This window comes from Streptomyces sp. NPDC058221, assembly GCF_042882365.1.
Classification (GTDB): Bacteria; Actinomycetota; Actinomycetes; order Streptomycetales; family Streptomycetaceae; genus Streptomyces.
The window spans coordinates 1-25626 of the sequence record NZ_JBHVWF010000071.1; the positions used below are offsets into that span (position 1 = coordinate 1).

General features: G+C 71.8%; 26 protein-coding genes. 14 read left to right on the plus strand and 12 right to left on the minus strand.

What is annotated here, in order from left to right:
- Positions 1-1550 (minus strand): PAS domain-containing protein (locus tag ACFVW8_RS22215; protein WP_389692658.1); only part of this gene is annotated, 1550 nt, incomplete at its 3' end.
- A 211-nt stretch (positions 1551-1761) separates the two neighbouring features.
- Here ACFVW8_RS22215 and ACFVW8_RS22220 point away from each other — a divergent pair.
- The 3 genes from ACFVW8_RS22220 (at position 1762) to ACFVW8_RS22230 (ending at position 2994) form a co-directional block, all read left to right on the plus strand.
- The gene (locus tag ACFVW8_RS22220; protein ID WP_389692586.1) at positions 1762-2016 is read left to right on the plus strand and encodes a WhiB family transcriptional regulator; all 255 of its coding nucleotides are present in this window, start codon (positions 1762-1764) and stop codon (positions 2014-2016) included.
- A gap of 74 nt (positions 2017-2090) precedes the next feature.
- Positions 2091-2408: a YkvA family protein gene (locus ACFVW8_RS22225; protein ID WP_389692587.1), complete on the plus strand. Its 318-nt coding sequence runs from the start codon at positions 2091-2093 to the stop codon at positions 2406-2408.
- Between the two features lie 76 nt (positions 2409-2484).
- Complete coding sequence (locus ACFVW8_RS22230) at positions 2485-2994, plus strand: DUF664 domain-containing protein (protein WP_389692589.1); 510 nt, start codon at positions 2485-2487, stop codon at positions 2992-2994.
- A gap of 6 nt (positions 2995-3000) precedes the next feature.
- Here ACFVW8_RS22230 and ACFVW8_RS22235 read toward each other — a convergent pair whose 3' ends face one another.
- A complete protein-coding gene (locus ACFVW8_RS22235; protein ID WP_389692591.1) occupies positions 3001-3819 on the minus strand; it encodes an AraC family transcriptional regulator in 819 nt (272 codons plus the stop codon).
- A gap of 123 nt (positions 3820-3942) precedes the next feature.
- Here ACFVW8_RS22235 and ACFVW8_RS22240 point away from each other — a divergent pair, with 123 nt between their 5' ends.
- On the plus strand, positions 3943-4374 hold the full coding sequence (locus ACFVW8_RS22240; RefSeq protein ID WP_389692593.1) for a DUF2000 family protein: 432 nt from the start codon (positions 3943-3945) through the stop codon (positions 4372-4374).
- A gap of 149 nt (positions 4375-4523) precedes the next feature.
- On the opposite strand, the gene ACFVW8_RS22245 is transcribed toward ACFVW8_RS22240, so the two are convergent.
- The 5 genes from ACFVW8_RS22245 to ACFVW8_RS22265 form a co-directional block, all read right to left on the minus strand.
- Complete coding sequence (locus ACFVW8_RS22245) at positions 4524-5573, minus strand: polyprenyl synthetase family protein (protein WP_389692595.1); 1050 nt, start codon at positions 5571-5573, stop codon at positions 4524-4526.
- Positions 5570-6634 (minus strand): tetratricopeptide repeat protein, encoded by a 1065-nt coding sequence (locus tag ACFVW8_RS22250; RefSeq protein WP_389692597.1) that lies wholly within the window; start codon positions 6632-6634, stop codon positions 5570-5572. The genes ACFVW8_RS22245 and ACFVW8_RS22250 overlap by 4 nt, the downstream gene beginning before the upstream one ends.
- 232 nt (positions 6635-6866) lie before the next feature.
- Positions 6867-8159 carry a phosphoribosyltransferase family protein gene (locus ACFVW8_RS22255; RefSeq protein WP_389692599.1) on the minus strand — a complete coding sequence of 431 codons (1293 nt, stop codon included), beginning with the start codon at positions 8157-8159 and terminating at the stop codon, positions 6867-6869.
- A 155-nt stretch (positions 8160-8314) separates the two neighbouring features.
- On the minus strand, positions 8315-8986 hold the full coding sequence (locus ACFVW8_RS22260; protein ID WP_389692601.1) for a formylglycine-generating enzyme family protein: 672 nt from the start codon (positions 8984-8986) through the stop codon (positions 8315-8317).
- A gap of 58 nt (positions 8987-9044) precedes the next feature.
- Positions 9045-9437, minus strand: a complete 393-nt coding sequence (locus ACFVW8_RS22265) for a nuclear transport factor 2 family protein (RefSeq protein ID WP_389692603.1) — start codon at positions 9435-9437, stop codon at positions 9045-9047.
- A 70-nt stretch (positions 9438-9507) separates the two neighbouring features.
- Here ACFVW8_RS22265 and ACFVW8_RS22270 point away from each other — a divergent pair, with 70 nt between their 5' ends.
- From ACFVW8_RS22270 to ACFVW8_RS22290, 5 genes are all read left to right on the plus strand, one after another.
- On the plus strand, positions 9508-10140 hold the full coding sequence (locus ACFVW8_RS22270) for a PadR family transcriptional regulator (RefSeq protein WP_389692605.1): 633 nt from the start codon (positions 9508-9510) through the stop codon (positions 10138-10140).
- A gap of 66 nt (positions 10141-10206) precedes the next feature.
- A complete protein-coding gene (locus ACFVW8_RS22275) occupies positions 10207-10908 on the plus strand; it encodes an alpha/beta fold hydrolase (RefSeq protein ID WP_389692607.1) in 702 nt (233 codons plus the stop codon).
- A gap of 145 nt (positions 10909-11053) precedes the next feature.
- Positions 11054-11731, plus strand: coding sequence for an ABC transporter permease (locus ACFVW8_RS22280; RefSeq protein ID WP_389692609.1), 678 nt, complete (start codon positions 11054-11056; stop codon positions 11729-11731).
- The gene (locus ACFVW8_RS22285) at positions 11728-12405 is read left to right on the plus strand and encodes an ABC transporter permease (protein WP_389692611.1); all 678 of its coding nucleotides are present in this window, start codon (positions 11728-11730) and stop codon (positions 12403-12405) included. The genes ACFVW8_RS22280 and ACFVW8_RS22285 overlap by 4 nt, the downstream gene beginning before the upstream one ends.
- Positions 12402-13355, plus strand: a complete 954-nt coding sequence (locus ACFVW8_RS22290) for an ABC transporter substrate-binding protein (protein ID WP_389692613.1) — start codon at positions 12402-12404, stop codon at positions 13353-13355. Before ACFVW8_RS22285 ends, ACFVW8_RS22290 begins: the two co-directional genes overlap by 4 nt.
- 55 nt (positions 13356-13410) lie before the next feature.
- Here ACFVW8_RS22290 and ACFVW8_RS22295 read toward each other — a convergent pair whose 3' ends face one another.
- Positions 13411-14574 (minus strand): ABC transporter ATP-binding protein, encoded by a 1164-nt coding sequence (locus tag ACFVW8_RS22295; RefSeq protein ID WP_389692615.1) that lies wholly within the window; start codon positions 14572-14574, stop codon positions 13411-13413.
- 105 nt (positions 14575-14679) lie between these two features.
- On the opposite strand from ACFVW8_RS22295, the gene ACFVW8_RS22300 reads away from it, so the two are divergent.
- Positions 14680-15975 (plus strand): alpha/beta fold hydrolase, encoded by a 1296-nt coding sequence (locus ACFVW8_RS22300; protein ID WP_389692616.1) that lies wholly within the window; start codon positions 14680-14682, stop codon positions 15973-15975.
- Positions 15976-16014: 39 nt separating this feature from the next.
- Here ACFVW8_RS22300 and ACFVW8_RS22305 read toward each other — a convergent pair whose 3' ends face one another.
- Complete coding sequence (locus ACFVW8_RS22305; protein ID WP_389692618.1) at positions 16015-16623, minus strand: TetR/AcrR family transcriptional regulator; 609 nt, start codon at positions 16621-16623, stop codon at positions 16015-16017.
- 72 nt (positions 16624-16695) lie between these two features.
- On the opposite strand from ACFVW8_RS22305, the gene ACFVW8_RS22310 reads away from it, so the two are divergent.
- Complete coding sequence (locus tag ACFVW8_RS22310; RefSeq protein WP_389692620.1) at positions 16696-17517, plus strand: class I SAM-dependent methyltransferase; 822 nt, start codon at positions 16696-16698, stop codon at positions 17515-17517.
- A gap of 146 nt (positions 17518-17663) precedes the next feature.
- Here the strand turns inward: ACFVW8_RS22310 and ACFVW8_RS22315 are convergent, their stop codons facing one another.
- Positions 17664-18236, minus strand: coding sequence for a rhodanese-like domain-containing protein (locus ACFVW8_RS22315; RefSeq protein ID WP_389692622.1), 573 nt, complete (start codon positions 18234-18236; stop codon positions 17664-17666).
- A gap of 241 nt (positions 18237-18477) precedes the next feature.
- Positions 18478-19929 (minus strand): argininosuccinate synthase, encoded by a 1452-nt coding sequence (argG, locus tag ACFVW8_RS22320; RefSeq protein WP_389692624.1) that lies wholly within the window; start codon positions 19927-19929, stop codon positions 18478-18480.
- Positions 19930-20111: 182 nt separating this feature from the next.
- On the opposite strand from argG, the gene ACFVW8_RS22325 reads away from it, so the two are divergent.
- Positions 20112-20843 (plus strand): PIG-L deacetylase family protein, encoded by a 732-nt coding sequence (locus ACFVW8_RS22325; protein ID WP_389692626.1) that lies wholly within the window; start codon positions 20112-20114, stop codon positions 20841-20843.
- A gap of 66 nt (positions 20844-20909) precedes the next feature.
- Positions 20910-21770 carry an enoyl-CoA hydratase/isomerase family protein gene (locus ACFVW8_RS22330; RefSeq protein WP_389692628.1) on the plus strand — a complete coding sequence of 287 codons (861 nt, stop codon included), beginning with the start codon at positions 20910-20912 and terminating at the stop codon, positions 21768-21770.
- Between the two features lies 1 nt (position 21771).
- Here ACFVW8_RS22330 and ACFVW8_RS22335 read toward each other — a convergent pair whose 3' ends face one another.
- The gene (locus ACFVW8_RS22335) at positions 21772-22695 is read right to left on the minus strand and encodes an SDR family oxidoreductase (protein WP_389692630.1); all 924 of its coding nucleotides are present in this window, start codon (positions 22693-22695) and stop codon (positions 21772-21774) included.
- Between the two features lie 145 nt (positions 22696-22840).
- Here ACFVW8_RS22335 and ACFVW8_RS22340 point away from each other — a divergent pair, with 145 nt between their 5' ends.
- Positions 22841-25510 (plus strand): beta-N-acetylglucosaminidase domain-containing protein, encoded by a 2670-nt coding sequence (locus ACFVW8_RS22340; RefSeq protein ID WP_389692632.1) that lies wholly within the window; start codon positions 22841-22843, stop codon positions 25508-25510.
- The last annotated feature ends 116 nt before the right edge of the window (positions 25511-25626 follow it).

Genomic DNA, 25626 nt, shown 5'->3' on the forward strand with positions numbered 1-25626 from the left:
ATACCGCTGCCCATGACATCGCCGACCACCAGGGCGGTGCCGCCCTCCCGCAGCGGGATGACATCGAACCAGTCGCCGCCGACCTCGTACCGGGACGCGGCCGGCCGGTAGCGCGACGCCACCTCCAGTCCGACCGGATCGTGGTGGTTGTGCGGCAGCATGCTGCGCTGGAGGGTGAGCGCGGTCTCCCGCTGCTGCCGGAACAGCCGGGCGTTGTCGATACTGACCGCCGCCCGGGCGGCCAGCTCGGCGGCGAGCACCTCGTCGTCCTCGGTGAACGGCAGCGGGTTGTCCGTCCGTATGAGGTCGAGGGCGCCCAGGACCTCGCCCCGGGCGATCAGCGGCACCGCCAGGTAGGAGTGCGCGCCTGCCTCCGCCAGCAGCTGTGCCGCATGGCTGTCGCGGGCGATGCGCGACAGCTTCTCCGCGTCGAGATACGGCTCCCGGACCGGCTTGGCGGTGCGCACACACCGGGTGATCAGCCGGTCGGCGCCGTAGCGGGCCGCGTGGCCCGGCGGGTCGGCCGCCTCCACAACCGGTGTCGGCCGGGCGGCGACGACGGCCAGTGCCTGGATGAGGGCCGGGCCCTCGGTCCGGCTGGGACGCCCTTTCAGCACGCTGTCCAGCACATCGACGGCCGCGACGTCGGCGAGCTCCGGCACCGTGACCTCGGCCAGCTCCCTCGCGGTCTGCTCCAGGTCCAGGGTGGTGCCGATGCGCACCGAGGCATCGGCGATGAGCGCCAGCCGGTGCCGGGCCCGCTCCGCCTCGGCCGCGGCCCGCTGGTGACCGGTCACATCGATCAGTGAGACGGCGAGCCCCAGGACCTGACCACCGGAGTCGTCCAGCCGGTACAGCGACATCGACCAGGCCCGGTCGGTCTCCGGATCGGCCGCGGTGCGGCCTTCCACCTGCTGACCCACTTGCGGCACGCCGGTCCTGAGGACCTCGCGCATCGCCGACTCGACCGCGTCGGCGTCCAGGAACGGCAGCATCTCACCCACCCGGCGGCCGATGTGCTCGGCCGCGCTCAGCCCGTCCATCCGCTCAAGCGCGGGATTGGCCGCCAGATACCGCAGATCGCTGCCCAGGACGGCCAGACCGATCGGGGACTGGTCGACCAGACGCACGGACAGTGCCAGATCGCGCTCCACCTGCCGGAGCGTGGCCCCGTCCGTGGCCAGTCCCAGCGCGTAGAAGTCGCCGCGGTCGTCCTGCAGCCGCATGTTGCGGAACTCCAGCAGCCGGGTGCTGCCGTCCTTGCACCGTACGGGGAAGCTGCCCGCCCAGGTCCCACCGCCGGTCATCACCTCCGAGAACAGCCCGAGCACCAGATCGAAGTGTTCCTCGTCGATCAGGATGCGGGCCGCGAACCGGCCCAGCGCCTCCTGCGGCGTGTAGCCCAGCAACCGCTCGGCCTGCGGGCTCCACAGCGCGATGCGGCCCTCGGTGTCCAGCACCATCGCGGCCGTTCCCAGGACATCCACGAGACCGCCCTCGGGGGAGCGGCGCACATCTGCCGGCTGTGCGTCGCCCCAGCCGGTCCGCATGTCTTCAGTGCCGCCCACGGGCCATCCTTCCCATGCCGTCACCGTGCCCGGACGCAAGGTCCGCTGTCTCCCCATGGTCGCCCCGGAGCCACCGCCCCCGCAGCTCCTGCGGACCGCGACATCGTGCCGCAGGGGTTTCGGAAGCCTCACGACGGTCACTCGCAGCGTACTGAGCCGACCACACGAAGACGACTGCAAGGAGTGAGGCCGCATGGAGAACTGGCGCGAGCACGCGGCATGCCGCGACGAGGACCCGGACCTGTTCTTCCCCATCGGGACCACGGGCCCCGCACTGGTACAGGCCGAGGACGCCAAGGCGGTGTGCCGGGGCTGTCCGGTGCGGGAGGCGTGCCTGCACTGGGCCCTGGAGAACGGCCAGGACTCGGGTGTCTGGGGCGGTCTGGGGGAGGCCGAGCGCCGCACGCTGAAGCGCCGCAGCCGCAGGCGGGCCAAGGACCGCGGATGACGAGGAGGCCGCTGTCACACCCCCGGTGGCCCGCCCGCGTGGTGACTGCGCCGTCAACGGGTACACGATGAGGCATGGACACCTCGGCATGGATCGTCATCGGCGCGGTTTTCGCGCTGCTCACCGTGGGCATCGCCGGCGTCCTTCTGGTGCGGGTGTTCCGGGCCCGGAAGCTGCTGGCCGATGCCGGAATCCCGCTGCACAACAAGGCGCTGGTCTGGGCCGCGGTCATCTACACCGTGTCGCCCGTCGACCTGCTGCCCGACCCCGTGTACCTCGACGACATCGGATTCCTGATGCTGGCGCTGCGCTCCCTGCACGCCGCCGCGCGGGCCGCCGGGGTGGGCGGTCGCGCCGAGCGGCCGGCCGGGGCCGCGCGCCTGGCGCCGTGACCCGCAAGGCACCTCCGGCCTCCGTACCGGGGCGTGTCGATGGCGGGGCGGGGCAGGGGAACGGCATGGTGATGACATGAACGTCGCAGATATTCTGGTGGATGGATTCACCCGCATCCGGGAGACAGTGCACTCGACCGTCGAGGGCCTCGACCCCGACGACCTCCATGCCCGCCTCGACGAGGGCGCGAACTCGATCGCCTGGCTGGTGTGGCATCTGACTCGGGTCCAGGACGATCACATCGCCGACGCGGCCGGTATCGAGCAGATCTGGTTCACCCAGGACTGGGCCGCCCGCTTCGATCTGCCCTTCGCCAAGGACGCCACAGGCTACGGGCAGAGCAGCACGCAGGTCGCGGCGGTACAGGTGGGTTCGCCGGAGCTGCTGGTCGGCTACTACGACGCCGTGCACCTCCAGACGGTCGGCTTCCTCCAGGGACTCGACGGCAAGGCGCTGGACCGGGTCGTGGACGAGGCCTGGTCGCCGCCGGTCACCCTGGGAGTACGGCTGATCAGCGTGCTGTCGGACGATCTCCAGCACGTCGGGCAGGCCGCCTTCGTCCGCGGCTCGCTGGAACGCCGGTAGCCGTCGTCAGAGCGTCGGCGGCACGAGCGGTCCGCGGTTGCGTGCGTAGCGCCCCGGGCTGGTACCCACGACACGCTTGAAGTGGCGCGCCAGATGGGACTGGTCGTAGAAGCCGGCGGCCGTCGCCACATCGGGTGCCGGCAGCCCCTGGAGGAGCAGCCGGCGTGCGAGGTCGACACGGCGGCCCGTCACGTACTGGTGCGGCGCCATCTGGAACTCACGGCTGAAGGCCCGCACCAGATGAGCGTGATGGGCGTGCAGCCGCAGCGCCGCCTGCTGGAGCGTGATGCCCTCCACGAACCGTTCGTCCAGGAGATCGCGCAGCCGGTGCGCGATCCTGCGGTCGTGCACGTACCGGACGGGCTCCAGCCGGTTGCGCAGATGCTGGTCGATCCGCTCGGCGACCAGAGCGAGCCGGCTGGCCGCCTCCAGCTCGTCGCCCGGTTCGGCGAGTGTCGCGTGGAGCCGGTCGATCCGGCTGCGCAGCGCCGGATCGGGCAGCACGGGGCTGTCGACGGCCATGCCGATCAGCTGCTCGTCGACCTGTCCGGTGCTGAGGTAGAGCACGCGTTTACGGAACCCCTCGGCCGTCGCCGCGCCGCCGTTGTGCGGAACGTGCGGGGGCAGGAGCGTCACCACATGGGTGAGGACCCCGTGCTCGTGGTGGTCCAGGTCGTAGCGGACCATGCCCTCGTCCACGATGAGCAGGGTCCACGCGTCGTGGGTGTGCATGGGGTAGGAGTGATCGATGAAGTGGGCGTGGAAGACCTCTTCGATCCCCTCCACGGGCGGACACCACGCGGTGATGTCCGGACGAGCTGCCATGGGTCGATCGTACGCCCGGAGGCCGCGGCGCCCGCTCCGGGCGGGGATCCCGGCGGGCGGCTCCCGACAGCATGCAAAGTTCGTACAAGACGGCCCGGGGGAGGGCCGGGCAGGCTCGGAGCCATGACAGATGAAACCGCCCCCGTCCGCTTCGACACCAAGATCGCCGTCCTGCTCCGGGACGACCTCCGGACCTGGCAGCGACTGAACGTCACGGCCTTCCTGGTCAGCGGCCTCGGTACCGCGGTGCCCGAACTGGTCGGCGAACCGTATGCCGACGCCGACGGCACCCCCTATCTGCCGATGTTCCGGCAGCCGGTCATGGTCCTCGAAGGCGGGAAGGAGATGCTGACGACGGCCCACAACCGTGCGGTCAGCCGGGGTGTGACCCTGTCCGTGTTCACCTCCGACCTCTTCTCGACGGGCAACGACCGGGACAACCGGGCGGCAGTCCGCGCGGTGGGCCGGGACGCGATGGATCTGGTCGGGCTGGCCGTGCACGGTCCCCGCAACGCCGTGGACAAGATCCTCAAGGGTGCGTCCATGCACTCCTGAGCGCGAACACCGCCGTCCCGGCGCCTGCGGGGCCTCGACGACCGGCGCCGGATCGACCGGGCCGATGTGCGGTGCGCCGGCCATGGCCCCCCGAAGCCCCGGCCGGTGCCCCGGCGTTCGCCCGGTGCGTCCGGCCGGGAAGCGGCGTGTCACACGGTGCGTTCCACGAAGTACGGGAGGAGCGCGAGGAGTTCCCCGACGGCGTCCGGTGCCAGCGTGACGCTGTCCAGACAGGCGCGGGCGCTCTCCAGATGCCGATGGGCCTCGTCCACGGCGGCCGAGCGGCCGCCGGCCTCCTCGACGAGACCGGCGGCCCGCCGGACCGTGCTGTCGTCGAGGGGATCGCCGGTACGCAGCAGCGCGCCCAGCTGCAGCGCGGCGCGGTCTCCCGCGGCGAGGGCGGTCAGCACGGGGTACGTCTTCTTCTGCCGGCGCAGATCGCTGTGCACCGGCTTGCCCGTGACCTCCGGGTCGCCCCAGATGCCGAGCACGTCGTCCATGGTCTGGAAGGCCACCCCCAGATGGCGTCCCGCAGCGCTGAGCGCGTCGGTCTCGGTGCGTCCGGCCCCGCCGAGCACGGCGCCGAGCCCGGCGGCGCAGCCGAGCAGCGCGCCGGTCTTGTGCTCGGCCATCAGCCGGTACTCGTGCGGCTGCACGGCATCGGGCCCGGTCCAGGGCCGGGTCTCGAAGAGCAGGTCGTCGGCCTGACCGCGGACCAGATCGCTGAGCGTGCCGGCCAGCAGCCGCACCGCGGGGACACACTGCGTCCCGGGGGCGTCGGCCAGGGTCTGCACGGCCAGCGCGAAGAGCGCGTCACCCGCGAGGACGGCGGGTCCGGTCCCGTAGGCCTTCCAGGCGGTGGCGCGCTGTCTGCGGGTCTCGTCGCCGTCCATGATGTCGTCGTGGAGCAGGGAGAACGTGTGGATCAGCTCGACCGCCACGGCTCCGCGGACCGCGCTCCGCGCAGGCGCGCCGACGGCCTCGGCACCGAGCACGGCGAGGGCCTGCCGGATCCCCTTGCCCTGTCCACCGGGGACGGCCCGGCCGCCGGGACCGTCCCAGCCGAGCGAGAACGCCGTGATCTCGGCGTGCCAGGGATGCAGCTGCCGCACCGCCAGGCTGAGATCCGGACGGACGAGAGCGCGGCAGCGGGAGAGTATTTCCGGCGCCGTGGCCTGCTGGGTGACCGGGGGCGTCATCGGCGGCCGGCTTCCCCGGTCACCGTCGCACCGGCCGGTGCGACGCCGAGTTCGGTGTAGGCCTTGTCCACCATGTCGCGGGCGTTGAGCAGCCCTATCCGGTCGAGCGTGACGCGCAGCCCGTCCAGCTCAGCGGCGGTCTCCGTGCGGTCGCGGCCGAGCCGGGCCAGCGACTTCACCAGTCCGAGCGTGGCCAGCGCCTCACCCCGGGGCTCCGTCATCTCCCGGAATTCCCCCAGCGCCTCCTCGTAGACAAGCCGGGCCTCCTCGTACCGTCCGGCGCGGTAGAGCACATTGGCGCGCATCTTGTGGTTGTAGGCGAGGGCGCTGGACAAGTTCATGGCGCGGCAGGTGAGTTCGGCCTCGGCCAGCAGAGCGAGCGCCTGCTCCGGGTCGTTGTCCCGTACGGAGATGATGTCGGCCATGCCGCGCAGCGCCCACGCCCGGCCGCGTCGGTCGTCCGCGTTCCCGGCCAGCTCGGCCGCTTCCTCGAACATCTCCAGGGCGGTGTCGAACGAGCCGGTGTTCCGGTGGATCTGCGCGATGCCCTCCAGGGCCCACACGGTGTGGCGGGCCTCGCCCCGGGCGCGCGCCTCGGCGAGCAGCTGCTCGTGCAGTTTCGCGACGGTCCGGTAGTCGCCCTGAATACGCCCGGTCTCCGCGAGCCCGGCGAGCGAATAGCCGCGGGCGACCACGTCGCCGCCCTTCTTGCCCAGGTCGGCCGCCAGACGCAGCAGGCGGAAGGCGAGGCGCAGGGCGCCCCGCTGGCGGGCGAGCGTTCCGCCGCTCCACAGCGCCCAGGCCATCGCCCCGGTGTCCTCGGCCGACCTGGCCGCCCGGTAGCTGGCCTTCCAGGCGCGGTCGGCTTCGCCCACATGCCCCAGCCTTCGGTGCGCCTCGGCCACCGCGAGTCCGGTGCGGGCCACCTCCTGCTGGGAGCCGGAGAGTTCGGCAGCCCTCAAGTGACGTTCGCCCTCGGCCAGTACGTCGGTGAGGGAGGCGTTCACGGACATCTTGGTGAGGGCGCCTTGGTACTCGGGCGCCAGCGCTTTGCTGTGCATGGGAGCCTTTCGCGCGCAAACGGGCCGGCCGCTTGACTATGCTCTCGATGTATACATTCAGCGCATAGTCGCTCGGTGCTCTGACCAGTTCGCTCATGGGGGGGCGGACGAGGCTTGTCGTGTGCGGCGTACCGCCTTGCTGTGGATCAAGACGGCGGATGCGCGCTCAGGGTTGCTTCGCGATCGTCGATCCGTGTGTGAATGGTGTGAAACCGTCCCGGTGCCTCGCGGCTCAGCCGGACCGGGCCATCAGATGGCCGGTGAACCACTCCCGGGCCAGTGCGGCGACGTCGTCCAGCGCACCCGGCTCCTCGAAGAGGTGGGTCGCACCGGAGACGACGTCGAGCCGGTTCTCGCAGCGCAGTTCCGCCTGCGCCTGCTGGTTCAGCTCCAGCACCCGGGGATCGCGGCCGCCCACGATCAGCAGCGTCGGCGACCGGACGTCCCCGAGGACCGGCCCCGCGAGATCAGGCCGGCCGCCCCGCGAGACCACCGCGCCGATCCCGGTGCCCCGCTCCGCACCGAGGGCGGCCGCCGCCCGCAGTGCGGCCGCCGCCCCGGTGCTCGCTCCGAAGACGCCGACGGGAAGGGGCTCACGACGCCGCAGCCAGCCGGTGGCGTCCACCAGCCGCTCCGCCAGGGTCGCGATGTCGAAGACGTTGGCGCGGTCCGCCTCCTCGGCGGGTGTCAGCAGGTCGAAGAGCAGCGTGCCGAGGCCCGCCCGGTGCAGCGCGGCCGCCACCGAGTGGTTGCGCGGGCTGTGCCGGCTGCTGCCGGAGCCGTGGGCGAACACCACGAGAGCCCCGGAAGGGCCTGCGGCGGTCAGCTCACCCGGCAGGACGACGCCGCCCGCCTCCACGCCGACCTCGACGGCCGCCGGCGCATCGGCCCGGTCCGCGGCCCGCGCCAGCAGCGCGACGACCTCCTCGTCCGGCGTCTGGCCGAAGTCCCGGTACCACTCGCCCACCGCGGAGAACCGCGTCGGCGTGGACAGGCACACCAGCTCGTCCACCTGGCCGCGCAGCCGCTCGGCGGCGTCCGGCGGTGCCACCGGCACGGCGAGGGCGACGCGTGCCGCGCCCTGCGCCCGTGCCACCTCGCACGCGGCCAGAGCGGTCGCGCCGGTCGCGATGCCGTCGTCCACGACGACCACGGAGCGCCCGCCCAGCGGGATGCGCGGCCGGTCGCCGCGGAAGGCCCGGGCCCGCCGCAGCAGCTCGGCCGTCTCGGCGCGTTCGACGGCGGCGAGGTCCGCCTCCGACGTCCGGCTCCGGCTCACGATGTCCTCGCTGATGACGCGCACGCCACCCTCGCCGATGGCGCCGAGGCCCAGTTCCGGATGGTGCGGGACGCCGAGCTTGCGGACCACGATCACATCGAGGGGAGCGTCGAGCTCAAGGGCGACCCGGAAGGCCACCGGAACCCCGCCACGGGGCAGGCCCAGCACGACGGGATCGCTCTTGGCCAAGGGCCGGAGGACTTCGGCGAGTCGTTGTCCCGCGTCGGCGCGGTCGGAGAACAGCACGGGGATTCACCCCAGACCGGGAGAGGGGAAGCAGTCACTGCACACCTCCTTCGAATCAACCCCATGTGCCGCCGCTCCGCAAGCCGGCGGCGGTCGTCGCCCCGCCGGGAACGACCAAGCGGTCACGGTCGCGACGGAGCGTGCCGTGCGGCTCGTCAGAGGGCGGAACGCGCCACCCGGAACCCCGTGTCGTCGATCCGGAACGTCGGGTGGCTGCGCCGCCGCACCGACGCCCGGCAGCTCCAGCGCTCGTCGAACCAACCGCCGCCGCGCAGCACCCGGTAGCTGCCGTAGACCTCGGCGTCGTAGACGTCCCAGCACCACTCCCACACATTGCCCAACGTGTCGTACAGCCCCCATGCGTTGGGCTGCCTTGTGCCCACCTCGTGGATCCGCTCCTGCGAGTTGCCGCGATGCCAGGCGATGTCGTCGAGCTCTCCGTAGCGCGCGCCCGTCGTGCCGGCGCGGCAGGCATGCTCCCACTCGGCCTCGGTGGGCAGCCGGTACCCGTCGGCGGAGGTGTCCCGGCCGACGCCTTCGGCGCCGGTGTGCAGGCGGTAGGCGGGAGCCAGTCCGGCGCGCAGCGACAGGGCGTTGCAGAACCCGACCGCGTCCAGCCAGGAAACGCTTTCGACGGGCAGCCGGCCGCCCCGCGCGGCGGACGGGTGCTCGCCGGTGACCTGCGCGTACAGGTCCTGGGTGACCACACACGCCGCCAGCCGGTACGGGGCGAGCTCGACCGTCCAACTGCGTTGCGTACGGCGGTCCGACAGGGTGGTCCGACCCGCCGGGACGCTGATCATCCGGATGTCCGTGACTGTGTCCATGGGGCGGCGATCGTACCAACGCGGTGGGGTAGGGCCGCCGGCCGGCGACCGGACGCGGTCAGCCTGCCGACGCCTGGCGGGTGACCTCGTCGAATCGCGCGCCCATGGCCGCGGCCAGCGCCTGCGCCCCTGACAGGGGCCTGACCATCACCATGAGGTCGTCGATCTCGCCCGCCTCGTTCAGGTGCAGGAAGTCGCAGCCGCTGATCTCCCGGTCGCCCACCTTCGCGGCGAAGACGAGCGCGTGGTCGCGTCCGTCCGCGCTCGCCATCTCCCGGACGTACCGGAAGTCCGTGAACACCTCGGAGACCGTGCGCAGGATCGCCGCGGTGAACGGCTTTCCGGAGTACGGCTTGAACACCACCGGGCTGGTGAAGACGACGTCCTCGGCCAGCATCGCCTCGACGGCATCCAGGTCGTGGGCCTCGACTGCTGTGCGGAAGGGGTGCATGTGCCGCTCCATAGTCAATTTGTTGAATAGGTGTGAAAGAGATTAATCACATCGGTGTTAACCTGTCCAGATGTCTCTCAAGTACGCGGTCCTGGCGGCGTTGCTGGAAGGCGAGGCCTCCGGCTACGACCTGGCCAAGGTCTTCGACGTCTCGGTGGCGGACTTCTGGTCCGCCACACCGCAGCAGCTCTACCGGGAGCTGGACCGGCTTGCGGAGAGCGGGCTGATCGAGGCCCGTGTGGTCGAGCAGCTGCGCCGGCCGAACAAGAGGGTGTTCACCCTCACGGCGACGGGCCGTGAATCGCTGAGCACGTTCACTGCCCAGCCGCCCCGCCCCACCGCCATCCGGGACGAGCTCCTGGTCATGACCCAGGCAGTGGACGGCGGTGACCGCGAAGCGGTCCGTGCCTCGGTCGAGGAGCGCATGGAGTGGGCACGCGCCAAGATCGCCCGCTACGAACGGCTGCGTGAGCGCCTGCTGGACGGCCGGGACGAGGAGGCCTTCGTGGCGGAGGCCGGGCGTATCGGTCCCTATCTGACGCTGATGCGCGGACGGTCCTTCGAGGAGGAGAACCTGCGCTGGGGCGAGAAGGTGCTGGAGATCCTGGACCGGCGGACGGCCTCGGGAGCCGGCCCGGCCACGGCTGCGCGCTCCGAAGGGCAGCACGCCGGCACCGCCGCGCCGGGCCGGTCGCGGGGCTGAGCCCCGGACAGTGCCCTCCGTTGCCGGTCAACGGGTTTGTCGGACCCCTCGGTTAGGTTTCGTCCCATGACTGAATTCGTATTGGTGGCGGGTGCGTGGCTGGGGGCGTCGGCATGGGACGAGGTGGTCCCGGGGCTGCGTGCGGCCGGGCACGGCGCGCATCCGGTGACACTGACCGGCGTCGGTGAGAAGAGCGGTCTGCCGGTCGCCCGGCAGACCCATGTGGCCGACATCGTGGACGTGGTGGAGCGCCTCGATCTGCGCGACGTCGTTCTGGTCGGACACAGCTACTCGGGCATCCCGGTCGGCCAGGCGGCCGAGCGGATCGGTGACCGGCTGGCGCGTGTCGTGTTCGTGGACGCCAGCATCCCGGCCGACGGGGAGTCCTTCGTCTCCACGTGGTGGCAGGGCCCGGCGGTGCTGGAGGCCGAGATCGAGGGGAACGGCGGCTTCTGGGCGCCGCTGACCGCGGCCGACTTCGAGGGCCAGGGGCTCACCGAGGGGCAGATCGAGCGGCTCGTGGCCGGCTCGACGCCGCATCCGGGCGCCTCGCTGAGCGACCGCGCCGTGCTGAGCCGCCCGCTCGGCAGCCTTCCGGCCACCTACGTCAAGTGTCTGCTCGACGGTCCCGAACCGAGCGACGACGTGGCCGAGCTGGTGGCAGAGGAGGGCTGGGATCTGGTCACCATGAAGACCGGGCACTGGCCGATGTACTCCCGTCCGGACGAGCTGGTGCGGGTCCTGACCGGGGTGGCCGCACAGCCCTGACCCGAGCCTGGCCTGCGGTGAAGTCCGCGCAGGACACCGCGCGCCCCGGCCGCCGGGGCGCGCGGCGGCCCCTGAACCGTCAGTGCCCCCCCGAACAGTCGATCAGTACGCGCGCTCCTGCGGTGTTCCGGGCTGGAATGGGAAGGTGACCGCGCCCCCGGACGACTGCCTCGCGCGCAACGAATGGATCTGCGGCGCCTATCTGACCAGCCGTCGGCACATCCTGTGGGACGCCGTACTCCAGCATCTCCAGCTGACCGTGATCGCCGTGCTCATCGGCCTGGTCCTCGCACTCCCGCTCGCCCTCGCAGCCCGCCGCTGGCGCTGGGCGGCCGGCCCGGTGCTCGGGGTCACCACGATTCTTTACACCATCCCGTCGCTGGCCATGTTCTCGCTGCTGCTGCCGGTGTACGGACTGTCCGCCGCGCTCGTCGTCGCGGGCCTCGTCCTGTACTCCCTCACGCTTCTCGTGCGGAACATCCTGGCCGGACTCCGAGCCGTACCGGAGGAGACCCGTCAGGCCGCTCGCGGCATGGGGTACGGGCCCGTGCGGCTGCTCGTGGCCGTGGAGCTGCCGCTCGCCCTGCCCGCCGCGATGGCGGGCCTGCGCATCGCCACCGTCTCCGCGGTCTCCCTGGTCACCATCGGCGCGATCGTCGGCTACGGCGGACTCGGCAACCTGATCTACTCCGGGATGAACACCTACTTCAAGGCACAGGTGCTCACCGCGTCGGTGCTCTGCGTCGTCATCGCCGTCGTCGCGGACCTGCTGCTCCTCCTGGTGCAACGCCTGCTGACCCCCTGGACGCGGAGGCAGTCGTGAACACACTCGGCAAGGCGTGGTCCTGGCTCACCACCTCGGCGCACTGGTACGGCGACGACGGCATCTGGGCCCGGCTCGGCCAGCACCTCTACCTCACCGTCGTCTGCCTGCTGATCAGCTGTCTCATCGCACTGCCCGTGGCGCTGGTCCTCGGCCACCTGGGCAGGGGCGGCGCCCTCGCCGTCAACATCTCCAACGTCGGCCGGGCCGTCCCCACCTTCGCCGTCCTGGTGCTCCTGCTGCTGACCCCGGTCGGACGGTACGGCGAGGGGCCGACCATCGTGGCCCTCGTCCTGTTCGCCGTACCTCCGCTGCTCACCAACGCCTACGTCGGCATGCGGGAGGTCGACCAGGATGTCGTACGGGCGGCCAGGGGCATGGGTATGACGGGACGGCAGCTGCTGTTCCAGGTCGAGGTCCCGCTCGCCCTGCCGCTCATCCTCACCGGCGTACGGATCGCCGCCGTGCAGCTCGTCGCCACCGCCACCATCGCCGCGCTGGCGGGCGGCGGCGGGCTGGGCCGGATCATCACCGCGGGTTTCAACCTCGCCTCCACCGCCCAGGTGGTCGCCGGAGCGGTGCTCGTCGCGGTGTTCGCGCTGATCGTCGAGGGGCTCTTCGAGGTGGCGCAGCGCCTCGCGCCCGACTGGGTGCGCGACGGGAACGCCGGATGAGGGCCCGGCGCACGGCCCCCGCGATCCTGCTGCTCCTGCTGCCGGTGACCGCCTGCACCACCGGTCCCGCCCTGGAGAACCAGGGCGAGGTCACCGCTCCGCCGGGCGACAGCAAGCAACTGACGATCGGCTCGGCCGGATTCACCGAGAGCGATCTGCTCGCCCAGATGTACGCCCTGCTGCTCGACCGGGCCGGCTACTCCACGAACATCATCTCCGTCACCAACCGGGAGATCTACGAACCGGCGCTGGAGAGCGGCCAGATCGACGTCGTACCGGAGTATGCCGCCACGTTCGCCGACTGGCTCAACGCCAAGAAGAACGGGGCCGACGCCGAGCCGGTCGGCTCGCCGGACCTCGACACCACCATGAAGGCCCTGCGCGCTCTGGCCGCACCGCGCGGTCTCACCGTCCTGGACGCCGGTCGTGCCGTCGACCAGAACGCCTTCGCGGTCACCTCCGCCTACGCGAGGAAGCACCATCTGAAGTCGCTGAGCGATCTGGGCAAATCGGGGCTGCCGGTCAGGCTGGCGGCGGGCGACGAATGCGTGCAGCGCCCCTACTGCGCACCCGGCCTGAAGAAGACGTACGGGATCGACATCACCGCCGTCGACCCCAAGGGCGTCGGCACCACCCAGGCCAAGCAGGCCGTCCAGAGCGGGCGGGACCAGATGGTGCTGACGACCACCACCGACGCCACCCTGGACGACTTCGGCCTCGTCCTGCTCGCCGACGACAAGCACCTGCAGAACGCCGACTACCTCGTTCCCGTCGTCAACCGGTCCCGGGCGGGCAGCGAGGGCGTGCGCAAGGCGCTGGGCAAGCTCAACACCGTACTGACCACCGCGGACCTGGCCCGGCTGAACGAGCAGGTGGACAGCTGGCGACGGCTCCCCGAGGACGTGGCGCGCACCTACCTGCGGTCCAGGAACCTCATCCCCGGAGGCTGACCGCACAAGGCCGGTGCGGCGTGCGAACCGGGTACGCGCGCGGCCCGGGGCCCCGTCAGGCGTCCGCCACCGAGTCGAAGTCGACCTCGTCGCGCCCCACGCCCTGTGCGTCGGCGTCCACCGACCGGCGCAGGGCCTCGTGGAGTTTCGCCGGAGTCAGTACGCCGAGGAAGCGCGCCCCGTCCAGCACCGCCACCCACCCGGCGTCGTGCTGGAGCATCTCGCTGAACGCCTGTTTCAACGGGGCGCCGACCGGCACCCACGCGTCCATCCGGCGGGCGAGTTCACCCACCGTGCCGTGCTCCCCGGCGATCCGCAGGGCGTCCGCCGCCACCCAGCCGTGCAGTTCGCCGCCACCGTTGAGAACCACCGCCCACCGCGAGCCCGCGGCACCGAGCCGGGCCGCCGCCACCCGGGCGGGCTCGTCCAGCCGGGCGACCGGCGGCTCCTCCAGATCCTCCGGCTCGATCGTGGTGACCGACAGCCGCTTCAGCCCCCGGTCGGCCCCCACGAACCGCGCCACGTACGGGGTCGCCGGGGACCCGAGCACCGCCCCCGGGCTGTCGAACTGCTCGATGCGCCCCTCTCCGTACACCGCGATCCGGTCACCCATGCGCACCGCCTCCTCGATGTCATGGGTGACCAGCAGCACCGTCTTCCTGACCGTGGCCTGCAGGCTCAGGAACTCGTTCTGCAGCCGCTCCCGCACCACCGGGTCCACCGCGCCGAACGGCTCGTCCATCAGCAGCACCGGCGGATCGGCGGCCAGGGCGCGTGCCACCCCGACGCGCTGGCGCTGGCCGCCGGAGAGCTGCGCCGGGTACCGGGATCCGTACGTCGACGGATCGAGGCCCACCAGGTCCAGCAGCTCGGCCGCGCGCTCCCGGGCCTTGGACCGCTTCCAGCCGACCAGCGCGGGGACCGTCGCGGTGTTGTCGAGGACCGTCCGGTGCGGGAAGAGGCCGACCTGCTGGATGACATAGCCGATCCCGCGGCGCAGCTGCACCGGGTCGACCGTCGAGATGTCCTTGCCGTTGACCAGAATCCGTCCCGAGGTCGGCTCGATCAGCCGGTTGACCATCATCATCGTGGTGGTCTTGCCACAGCCGGACGGGCCGACCAGGGTGACCAGTTCCCCCTCGGCGACCTCGAAGGACAGTTCGTGGACCGCCGTCGTGCCGTCCGGATAGACCTTGCCGACCTGCTCGAACCGGATCATGACTGCACGGTAGGAGGCAGCCGGTCCCGCCGCACACGGGCCGGGACTGTCCGGGTCACGGAGGTGTGCTGAACTGTCCGTGAAACATCGGATTCAGGAGCACCCTTGAACAGCTACCGTCAGCCCGGCCTCGTCCTCACGGACCACCACTTCACCGTGCCGCTCGATCACACCGACCCCGGCGGTGAGCAGATCGAGGTGTACGGGCGGGAGGTGGCCGCCGCGTCCAGGGCCGGTGAACAGCTGCCCTGGCTGCTGTACCTGGAGGGCGGGCCCGGCTTCGGGGCGCGGCGGTTCACCGGAGCGGAGGCCTGGCTCGGGCGGGCGGTCAAGGAGTTCAGGGTGCTGCTCCTGGACCAGCGCGGCACGGGGCTCTCCACCCCGGCCAACCGGCAGACCCTGCCGCTGCGCGGCGGTCCGCGCGAGCAGGCGGACTACCTCGTGCACTTCCGGTCCGACAGCATCGTGCGGGACTGCGAACTGATCCGTCCGCAGCTGACCGGCGGAGCGCCCTGGACGGTCCTCGGCCAGTCCTTCGGCGGCTTCTGCGCCGTCCGTTACCTCTCCGCAGCGCCGGAGGGGCTCAGCACCGTTCTGATCACCGGCGGTCTGCCCTCGCTCGACGCCCACGCGGACGACGTCTACCGGGCCGCGTACCCGAGGATCGAGCGCAAGGCCGCGGCGCACTACGCCCGTTACCCGCAGGACGTCGAGCGCGCCCGGGAGATCACCGCTCACCTCGCGGAGCACCGCCCGGAGAGCGCCGGGCACCGGCTGACGCCCGAAGGGTTCCAGTCGCTCGGCATCATGCTCGGCGGGGGCTCCGGCAGCCACCAGCTCCACTACCTGCTGGAGAACGCCTTCGTCCGTACCCCGCACGGCACCGAGCTCTCCGACACCTTCCAGGAGGCCATGCGCACGGCCTGCTCGTTCGCCGGACATCCGCTGTATGCGCTCCTGCACGAGGCGATCTACGGCCAGGACGAACGGCCCACCGGCTGGGCGGCCGAGCGGGTACGTGCCGAGTTCCCGCAGTTCGACGCGGCGGCCGCCCTCCAGGGGGGCGGCCCGGTCCTCTTCACCGGCGAGAGCATCCACCCCTGGCACTTCGACGTGGACCCGGCGCTGCGCCCGCTGCGCGAGACGGCCGAACTGCTCGCCACCCGCGGCGACTGGGAGCCGCTGTACGACACCGAGCGCCTCGCCGCCAACGAGGTACCGGTGGCCGCCGCCGTGTACCACGACGACATGTACGTGGACACCGCCCATGCCCTGCGCACCGCCGCGTCGATCCGTGGGCTGCGCACCTGGGTGACCGACGAGTTCGAGCACGACGGGTTGCGCGCGGGCGGCCCGAGGGTGCTGGACCGGCTGCTCGCCCTGGTCCGCGACGAGGCCTGAGCCGGCGACCGGGGGCGGGCGTCGCCGTCTCACTGCGCGTCAGGACCGGCGATGCGGCCCCGGCAGGACGCCGGCGAGCGCCGTCGTCACGAGCTTGTCGACGGTGGCCGTGGCCGGCGGGTCCGGGTCGCGGTCGGCGAACAGGAGATGCCCGCCCCCGACCAGGGAGAGGGTGAGTGAGTCGATGTCGGCGTCCGCCGCGATGCGGCCGATTCCGCGCTCGTCGGCCAGGTAGGCGCAGACCGCGGCCGTGATCTGGGTGAGGATCGCGAGACCGCCCCCGGGTCTCGCCTGCCGCAGCCGGGCGCGCAGCTCGTCCCGGAAGGTGATGAGCGGGATGATCGCCACCGGAACCGGCCCGAACAGGGTGGTCAGCGCGCCGCTGAGGTTGTCGGCCACCGTGCCGGTGCCGACGGCCTCGCGCAGCGTCCGTGCCTGTGTCTCGAGTTGAGCGGCCCGGTCGAGCACGAGCTCGGTGAGGAAGGCGTCGAAGTCGTCGAAGTGCCGGTGCAGGACGCCTTTGGCGCATCCCGCCTCTTCGGTGACGGCCCGGCTGGTCAGCTCGTTGGGGCCATCACGCAGCAGCACGCGTTCGGCGGCGTCGAACAGCTGCTGCCGCGCATCGCGTAGGTGCACACCGGTCGGCACGTACAGATCCTCTCGCAGGCCAGTTTTCTGGCGTCCGTTGCCCAGTGGGCGCTTGCCCACTAAAGTGAACGCATGCCCACTCTACCGCGAGAACAGCCAGAGCCGGCGCCGTCGCACCAGGCTCGGCAGACGGCCGAGTCGTTCGGCGTGGACGCGCAGCGCTACGACAGGGCCCGGCCCGCCTACCCCGATGACCTGGTCGCGCGGATCGTCGCCAGGAGCCCGGGGCCCGACGTGCTCGACGTCGGCTGCGGTACCGGCATCGCCGCACGCCAGTTCCAGGCCGCCGGCTGCGACGTGCTCGGCATCGAGCCGGACGACCGGATGGCCGGTCTCGCACAGGCCCGCGGTCTGGAGGTCGAGACGGCGACCTTCGAGGACTGGGAGCCGGCCGGCCGAAGATTCGACGCGTTGGTCGCCGCCCAGTCGTGGCACTGGGTGGATCCCTCCGTCGGCGCCGTGAAGGCGGCCCGGGTACTGCGTCCGCGCGGGCGTCTGGCGATCTTCGGGCACGTATTCGAACCGCCCGCCGAGGTGGCCGAGCCCTTCGCCGCGGCTTTCCGGCGGGTGGCGCCCGACTCCCCGTTCAGCGGTCAGCCGGCCCGGCGCCCGCTGGAGCTGTACCGGGCGGGCTACGAGCAGATCGCCGACGGGATCCGCGAGACGGAGCGGTTCCACGAACCGGAGCAGTGGAGGTTCGACTGGGAACAGTCCTGCACCCGCGACCAGTGGCTGAACCTGCTCCCCACCACCGGCGCCCTCACCCGGCTCCCTCCGGGGCCGCTGGCTGAGATTCTGGGGGCGGTGGGGGACGCGATCGACGCCCTGGGGGGCCGCTTCACGATGCAGTACACCACTCTGGCGACCAGCGCGGTCCGCGCCGGGACCCCTTGATCCGGTGGTGCCCCGTGGCGCGGGCCGGCTCCGACGTTCCCCGGCCCCGTACGCGAAGGAGCCGGACGCGCGCGGGGTGCGTCCGGCTCCTTCGCGTACGGGCGTTCCGCAGGGCAGGCTCCTGTCGAGGGCCCGCCCGGCCGCGGTCAGCTCTGGAGGGCGTCCAGTGTCGCGTCCAGGTTCGCCGCCGCACGCGGGTCGCGGTTGTAGGGCAGCTTGGACAGGACCGCTGCCATGCCGCAGGTGTTGGTCACCGCGGAGAAGACGAGACCGGAACCGACACCGGCCGACAGCCAGCGAGCGGCCGGGTACCGGATGCCGGCCAGCAGTCCGGCCACCACCAGCGAACCGGCGGCGAGCCTCACCTGCCGCTCCATCGGCCAGGTGGCCCGGCCCCCGGCGGGGCGGTCCAGATCGTGGCCCTCGCCCTCCCATGCGGAGGTGCCGCCGGTCAGCGTGGTGGCGTCGATGTCGGCGGCCGAGAGGATGTCGCAGGCCCGGGTGGAGCGGACGCCCGAGGCGCAGACCACGAGCAGGGCGCCACGCGCCGATGCGGATTTGAGGGCCGGCACCGCCTCGGAGAGACGGTCGAGCGGAACGTTCAGGGCGCCGGGGACATGCCCGGAGGCGTACTCGCCCGGGGCCCGCACATCGATGACGGTGAACTCCGTGAGACGGGCCGCGGCCTGAGCAGGTGAGAGGGATACGGGGCTGGTCACGAGCAGTTTTTCCTTTCGTTCACCGGGGTGGGGCAGGCTTTCTGTCTCTCCTGCCCCGGACAGGCCAGAGTACCCGGCGGGGTATCCGCCCGGGGGTGTGCGCAACCCGACACGGCGGTCGGTGATCTCACACCACTCCTGACGCGTGTGACAGAAGACCGCGAGGGCGCAAGCAGCACCGCCCGCCCGGCGGGATGCGGCGAAGCATCCCGCCGGGCGGGCGGATTCGGTACGGCTCCGGTCAGTCGGTGCCGGACTCCATGGCGGCACGGTCGAGCATCTGGTCGGCGTCGCTCTCGGCCCGGTCGCGGGAGGCGATGACCTCGGCGCCCCCCTGCGGCATCGCGCCGATCAGACCGGTCGAGGCCGCCTGGGCGGCACCGATGAGCGTCGCGTGCGTGTTGCCGACGATGCCGAGGTCGGCGTACTGCTCCAGCTTGGCGCGCGAGTCGGCGATGTCGAGGTTGCGCATGGTGAGCTGACCGATCCGGTCCACCGGGCCGAACGCCGAGTTGTCGGTGCGCTCCATGGACAGCTTGTCCGGGTGGTAGCTGAACGCCGGGCCGGCAGTGTTCATGATCGAGTAGTCCTCGCCGCGCCGCAGCCGCAGCGTCACCTCTCCGGTGACAGCCGCGCCCACCCAGCGCTGGAGCGACTCACGGATCATCAGCGCCTGCGGGTCGAGCCAGCGGCCCTCGTACATGAGACGGCCGAGACGCCGGCCCTCGTTGTGGTACTGCGCGACGGTGTCCTCGTTGTGGATCGCGTTGACCAGCCGCTCGTACGCGGCGTGCAGAAGCGCCAGGGCCGGCGCCTCGTAGATGCCGCGGCTCTTGGCCTCGATGACCCGGTTCTCGATCTGGTCGGACATGCCCATGCCGTGGCGGCCGCCGATGGCGTTGGCCTCCATCACCAGGTCGACGGCGGAGGCGAACTCCTTGCCGTTGATCGTCACCGGGCGGCCCTGGTCGAAGCCGATCGTGACGTCCTCGGTGGCGATCTCGACCTCGGGGTCCCAGAACCGCACACCCATGATCGGGTCGACGGTCTCGACGCCGGTGTCGAGGTGCTCCAGGGTCTTGGCCTCGTGGGTGGCGCCCCAGATGTTGGCGTCGGTGGAGTACGCCTTCTCGGTGCTGTCGCGGTAGGGGAGTTCGTGGGCGACCAGCCACTCCGACATCTCCTTGCGGCCACCGAGCTCGTGGACGAAGTCCGCGTCGAGCCACGGCTTGTAGATGCGCAGGTGCGGGTTGGCGAGCAGCCCGTAGCGGTAGAACCGCTCGATGTCGTTGCCCTTGAACGTCGAGCCGTCGCCCCAGATCTGCACGTCGTCCTCGAGCATCGCCCGGACGAGCAGGGTGCCGGTGACCGCGCGGCCGAGCGGCGTGGTGTTGAAGTAGGCACGTCCGCCCGAGCGGATGTGGAACGCACCGCAGGTGAGCGCGGCCAGGCCCTCCTCGACCAGCGCCGCACGGCAGTCGACCAGCCGCGCGATCTCGGCGCCGTACGCCGACGCGCGGCCGGGCACCGACGCGATGTCGGGCTCGTCGTACTGGCCGATATCGGCGGTGTAGGTGCACGGGACGGCACCCTTGTCGCGCATCCAGGCGACCGCGACGGAGGTGTCGAGGCCACCGGAGAAGGCGATGCCGACGCGTTCGCCGGCCGGCAGGGAGGTAAGAACCTTAGACATAGGAAGAGTATGCGTCATTACGCATGATCATGCAAAGTGGAGGGTGGGGGTACGGAAAATCCATGGGCGGGTGCGGACGCGCCCGGGTCCGCCCGCGTGTGACACCGGGCCGCCCGCCCGGTGCGGCGAGAGTGCGTGCATGGCGTCGCGACGGGGGGCTGACGCGGCACTGGCCTGCCGACATGACCGAGCAGCTGGAAGTCATGCCCACGGACTGGCGGCGCGCACTCGCCGTCGTCGCGCATCCCGACGACCTGGAGTACGGCTGCGCGGCGGCCGTCGCGGCGTGGACCGATGACGGACGCGAGGTCGCCTATCTGCTGGCCACGCGCGGCGAGGCCGGCATCGACACGCTCGAACCGGAGAAGTGCGCGCCCCTGCGCGAGCAGGAGCAGCGCGCGAGCGCGGCCGTCGTCGGCGTCACCCGGGTCGACTTCCTGGACCACCGCGACGGCGTCATCGAGTACGGCCTCGACCTGCGCCGCGACATCGCGGCGGCCGTCCGCAGGTACCGGCCCGAGCTGATCGTCACGCCGAACCACCGCGACACCTGGGGCGGCGTCGCCTGGAACACCCCCGACCACCGCGCGGTCGGCCGAGCGGCCCTGGACGCGGCAGCCGACGCGGGCAACCGCTGGATCTTCCCCGAGCTGACCGAGCAGGGGCTGGAGCCGTGGAACGGGGTGCGGTGGGTGGCCGTCGCCGGATCGGCGACGGCCACGCACGCCGTCGACGCGACGGCCGGGCTGGAGCGTTCCGTGCAGTCGCTGCTCGCCCATCGCACGTACATCGAAGCACTCACGGACCAGAACCCCGAGGAGTACTGCCGCACCTTCCTCACCGGCAACGCCGAAGCGTCGGCCGAGCGGTTCGGCGGCCGGCCCGCCGTCACCTTCGAGCTCTTCGCGCGCTGAGCCGGACGGGCTCTGGCCGCCTCCGGGTACGTCGCCGTACGCTGTGCTGCGCACCGTATTCTGACGATGCGTCAGTTACTGGAGGGGGCGGCCGTGCTCGACATCCTCGACCACGACATTCCGGAGGGCAAGGAGCGGATGACGCTCCGGGTCGAGGACGGCGTGGGTGTGCTGACCCTCTGCCGGCCCGATCGGCTCAACGGCTGGAGCTGGGAGTCCAGCAGGCAGCTCGGCATCATGGCGGACCGGATCAGGTTCGACGACTCGGTGCGGGCCGTTCTGCTGCGGGGCGAGGGCCGGGCCTTCTGTGCGGGGATCGACGTCACCGCGCCCGGGGGTGACATCACCGGGCGTACCCCCGCCGAGCGCACCCACCGCTACTACGAGGGCATCCGCTGGGTGCACGAACGCTTTGCCGCGTTCGCCGGGCTTCCGCAGCCGGTGGTCGCCGCCGTCCAGGGCTACTGCCTGGGCTTCGGCTTCGAGCTGGCGCTCATGGCCGACATCCGGATCGCCGCCGACGACGCCGTGTTCGCCTTGCCGGAGGCCGGTATCGGTGTCGCCGTCGACGCGGGAGGCGATATGCGGATCGCCCGGGAGGCGGGAGCGGGCTGGGCGAAGTACCTCGCGCTCACCGGCCGCCGGATCGACGCGGCGACGGCCGAGCGGATCGGGCTGCTCCAGGGTGTCACGCCGCCGGGCGAGTTGGAGCGGACGGCACGCTCCGTGGCCGATGCGGTTGCCGTCAACGCCCCCCTGGCCGTACGGCACATCAAGCGTTCGGTCGACGCCTTCGCGGACTCCGGGATGGCGGACGCACTCGACCGTACGGCGCTGGCGGCGGCCCTCACGCTCACTTCGCAGGACTGCGCCGAGGGTTACGCCGCCAAGGCCGCCCGTCGTCCTGCGCACTTCGAAGGCGCCTGACTCAGTGCCGCTCGGGGGCCGGTGGCGCGAACGGGCCGCGGCCCAGCTGCTCACGCACCGGCACCACAGGCGGGGCGACCAGGGAGCGCCGCTGCCAGTTGGCGCCGTCGACCACGAGCGAGTGGCCGCTGATGAAACCGGCGTACGGCGAGGCGAGGAACGTGGCCGCCCATCCCAGCTCGCGCGGCAGCCCGACCCGGAGCGCGGGCTGGCGTGCGTCGTGCGCCGGGTCCGTTCCCCCGGCCCGTTCCAGGTTGCCGCGGATGTCGGCGGTCATGTCCTCGTGCGGCATCAGCCCCGGTACCAGCCCGTTGATCCGGATCCCGTACGGACCCCACTCCACGGCGAGGGTCTCGACCAGGTTCTTCACCCCGGCCTTCGCGGCGGCCGAGTGGGCGTGTCCGGGGCCACCGGTCCAGGCGTACGAAGCGCCGACGTTGACGATCGAGCCCGCCGTCCCGGCCGCGAGATGGCGCCGTCCGAACTCCCGGGTCATGAACCAGGTGCCGGTCAGCGTGATGTCGAGGACCGCCCGCCAGGCGTTCGGTGACAGGTCCTCCGCTGGGGAGGGGAAGTTGGCGGCCGCGTTGTTCACCAGCACGTCCGGCCGCCCCAGTTCGGCCTCGGCCGCGTCGAATACCTCGGTGATCCGGTCGGGGTCGCGGATGTCGCCCGGGAGGGTCATGACCTGGCCGCCGGTCAGTGCCGCGAGCTCCGCGCGGGCCGAGGTCAGCCGCTCGGCGTTCCGGCCGACGATCACCAGATGCGCGCCCAGCCGGGCGAACTCTGCCGCGATCGACTTGCCGAGCCCCGAGCCGCCGCCGGTCACCAGGACCACGCTGTCTTCATAGGTGCCCGGCGGTAACGCGCTGGCACCCGGCGGGGGAGGGGCGGCGAGTCCGGGGGTACGCATCGTCTCTGTCATGGCGCATAACTACCGCGTCAGAAGAGAAAACTCCAGGTCCACGCGGTGATGTTGTCCAGACCATTGACATGTAAGCGCCAGGATGTTGAATTCAGTGTTGTTGTGTTGCGCGACTCTGATGACTTAAGTGATCAATGGAGGATCTGTGACGCCTCGCCCACCCCGCCTCACCGCTCTCGCCGCGGCGGCGGCCCTGCTCGTCGGCGGTCTGCTGGCCGCCGGACCGTCCGCCCAGGCGGCCGGCGCCACCGGGACCGGCACCCCGGCGAAGGCCCAGGACGACCCCGTCATCACCCCGACCCCGCAGTCCGTGCAGAACCGGTCCGACCGGATCACCATCACTCCCACCGTCACCGTGGTGGCCGGGGAGACGGCGGACGAGTCCTCGCTCGACGTGGTGGCGACGTCCCTGAAACAGGCCGGTGCCCAGCGCGTCGTCCGGGCCTCCCGGGCCTCCGCGACCGGGCTCACCGTCCACGTCGGTGACACTGGCGCGCTCGCGGCCCAGAAGCTCGAAGGCCCCTCCGGACTGCCCGCCGACGGGTACGTCCTCGGCATCGGGGCGGGCCGTGTCGTCCTCGCGGGCAAGGACACCACCGGCACCTACTACGCGGCGCAGAGCCTGCGTCAGGTACTGCCGCACCGGAAGGGTCCGGGGGCGGAGGTCGGCGGACTCGCGGTGCGCGACTGGCCCGGCACGGCGCTGCGCGGCGTCATCGAGGGCTTCTACGGCACGCCTTGGTCGCACGAGGCCCGCCTGGACCAGCTCGACTACTACGGCGAGCACAAGATGAACATCTACGTGTACTCGCCGAAGGACGACGCCTACCTCCGCGCGAAGTGGCGCGACCCGTACCCCGCCGACCAGTTGGCACAGATCAAGGACCTCGCCGACCGGGCGGTCCAGCGGCATGTCGAGTTCACCTATGCGCTCTCTCCCGGCCTGTCGGTCTGTTACAGCTCGGACGAGGACGCGAAGGCGCTCGTCGACAAGTTCCAGACGATCTGGGACATCGGCGTACGGACCTTCGCCGTACCGCTCGACGACATCAGCTACACCGACTGGAACTGCGACGCCGACAAGGCGAAGTGGGGGACCGGCGGCGGTGCGGCAGGCGCCGCTCAGGCGTACCTGCTGAACCGGGTCAACAAGGAGTTCATCGCCACCCACCCCGGCGCCCAGCCGCTCCAGATGGTCCCCACCGAGTACTACGACGTCAGCGAATCGGCGTACAAGACCGCGCTCTCCGAACAGCTCGACCCGGACGTGCTCGTCGAATGGACCGGGGTGGGAGTCGTCGCTCCGACCATGACGGTGGCTCAGGCCGACTCCGCCCGCGAGGTGTTCGGGCACCCGATCCTGACCTGGGACAACTACCCGGTGAACGACTATGCGACCGACCGGCTGCTCCTCGGCCCGTTCAACGGGCGCGAGAAGGGGCTCCCGGGCAGGCTCGCCGGCATCACCGCCAACCCGATGATCCAGCCGTACGCATCGAAGCTCTCGCTGTACACCGTCGCGGACTACTCCTGGAACGACGCCGCGTACGACCCGCGCACCTCATGGGGCAGGGGGCTCAGGGAGTACGCGGGCGGCGACGCCCGCACCGAGCAGGCGCTGCGCGCCTTCGCCGACGTCAACTACAGCTCCGCGCTCAACAAGGACAAGGCACCGGAGCTCGCGGCGGAGTTCGCGCGCTACTGGAAGTCCGGCGACGCGAAGCGGCTCACCTCCGTCCTCGGGAACCTCGGCGCAGCCCCCGCCCGGCTGCGTGCAGGACTTCCGGACCGGGGCTTCATCCAGGACTCCGGCCCCTGGCTGGACGCCACCGAGTCCTGGGCGACCGCGTCCCGCACCGCCCTGCGCATGGTCGAGGCGGCCCGCGCGGGCAACGGTGCACAGGCCTGGGAGCTCCGGCAGCAACTGCCCGGTCAGGTCGAGAAGGCCAAGTCGTACGTCTACACCGGCCTCGACGGCCGCAAGGTGCCGGTCCTCGTCGGCGACGGCGTATTGGACACGTTCATCGGGGCGGCCACGGCCGAGCACGACCGGATCCTCGGCGTGAGCGGCCGGCCCTCCGCCTCGACGAACCTCGGGGCGTACCAGAGCAACGACGTCTCCCGGGTTCTCGACGGAGACGACTCCACGTACTTCTGGAGCGACGGGGCGCCCGCCGTGGACGACCAGCTCACCGTGGACCTCGGCGGGGCCAGGGACATCGGCGACATCACGCTCGCCATGGGCAAGCCCGGCAGTACCGACGACTACCTCCACGCGGGGGTGCTGGAGTACTCGGCCGACGGCAAGAGCTGGCAGCAGCTCACGGCCTTCTCCGAGCAGGCGGACGTCACCGCGACCCCGCCCGCCGGCACGAAGGCCCGTTATGTCCGGGCGCGTGCGACAGCGGAGCAGACCAGCTGGGTCGTCGTCCGTGAATTCCACGTCACCACCGCACAGGGTGCGGTCACGGGCAACCCGCCGGCGGCCACCGGAACCGCCCTGGGCTCGGCGGCCGACGGCGACCCGGGCACCGTCTACCGCGCCGCGCGGGCTCCGGAGTCCGGCGAGTCGCTGGAGACCGGGCTGGGCGCAGCACGTGCGGTCGGATCGGTCACGGTCCTCCAGTCGGCCGGCTCCACGGCTGCTGCGGACGTCCAGCTGCGGAACGCGGACGGCGGCTGGCGGACCGTGGGCAGGCTCGGTGGAACGTACACCAGGATCGACACCCACGGCCGGACCGCCGACGCGGTGCGGCTGGCCTGGCGCAAGGGTGCTCCGGCGCCGCAGATCGCGGAGGTGGTGGCGGGGAAGTAGCGGGCCCGTCCCGCCGTGGGGCCCGGGCCCCCCCCTCCCAGCGGGGGGGGGCGGGGGCCCCCCCGGGGGGCCGGGGGGGGGGTACAGGGACCCCCCGGGGGTTGGCACACGGGGCA

Bases quoted from the DNA above. Each gene is read 5' to 3' on its own strand.
- ACFVW8_RS22220 (WP_389692586.1), top strand. From the start codon at position 1,762: ATGGAGAACTGGCGCGAGCACGCGGCATGCCGCGACGAGGACCCGGAC.
- ACFVW8_RS22225 (WP_389692587.1), top strand. From the start codon at position 2,091: ATGGACACCTCGGCATGGATCGTCATCGGCGCGGTTTTCGCGCTGCTC.
- ACFVW8_RS22230 (WP_389692589.1), top strand. From the start codon at position 2,485: ATGAACGTCGCAGATATTCTGGTGGATGGATTCACCCGCATCCGGGAG.
- ACFVW8_RS22235 (WP_389692591.1), bottom strand. From the start codon at position 3,819: ATGGCAGCTCGTCCGGACATCACCGCGTGGTGTCCGCCCGTGGAGGGG.
- ACFVW8_RS22240 (WP_389692593.1), top strand. From the start codon at position 3,943: ATGACAGATGAAACCGCCCCCGTCCGCTTCGACACCAAGATCGCCGTC.
- ACFVW8_RS22245 (WP_389692595.1), bottom strand. From the start codon at position 5,573: ATGACGCCCCCGGTCACCCAGCAGGCCACGGCGCCGGAAATACTCTCC.
- ACFVW8_RS22250 (WP_389692597.1), bottom strand. From the start codon at position 6,634: ATGCACAGCAAAGCGCTGGCGCCCGAGTACCAAGGCGCCCTCACCAAG.
- ACFVW8_RS22260 (WP_389692601.1), bottom strand. From the start codon at position 8,986: ATGGACACAGTCACGGACATCCGGATGATCAGCGTCCCGGCGGGTCGG.
- ACFVW8_RS22265 (WP_389692603.1), bottom strand. From the start codon at position 9,437: ATGCACCCCTTCCGCACAGCAGTCGAGGCCCACGACCTGGATGCCGTC.
- ACFVW8_RS22270 (WP_389692605.1), top strand. From the start codon at position 9,508: ATGTCTCTCAAGTACGCGGTCCTGGCGGCGTTGCTGGAAGGCGAGGCC.
- ACFVW8_RS22275 (WP_389692607.1), top strand. From the start codon at position 10,207: ATGACTGAATTCGTATTGGTGGCGGGTGCGTGGCTGGGGGCGTCGGCA.
- ACFVW8_RS22290 (WP_389692613.1), top strand. From the start codon at position 12,402: ATGAGGGCCCGGCGCACGGCCCCCGCGATCCTGCTGCTCCTGCTGCCG.
- ACFVW8_RS22295 (WP_389692615.1), bottom strand. From the start codon at position 14,574: ATGATCCGGTTCGAGCAGGTCGGCAAGGTCTATCCGGACGGCACGACG.
- ACFVW8_RS22310 (WP_389692620.1), top strand. From the start codon at position 16,696: ATGCCCACTCTACCGCGAGAACAGCCAGAGCCGGCGCCGTCGCACCAG.
- argG (WP_389692624.1), bottom strand. From the start codon at position 19,929: ATGTCTAAGGTTCTTACCTCCCTGCCGGCCGGCGAACGCGTCGGCATC.
- ACFVW8_RS22325 (WP_389692626.1), top strand. From the start codon at position 20,112: ATGACCGAGCAGCTGGAAGTCATGCCCACGGACTGGCGGCGCGCACTC.
- ACFVW8_RS22330 (WP_389692628.1), top strand. From the start codon at position 20,910: ATGCGTCAGTTACTGGAGGGGGCGGCCGTGCTCGACATCCTCGACCAC.
- ACFVW8_RS22335 (WP_389692630.1), bottom strand. From the start codon at position 22,695: ATGACAGAGACGATGCGTACCCCCGGACTCGCCGCCCCTCCCCCGCCG.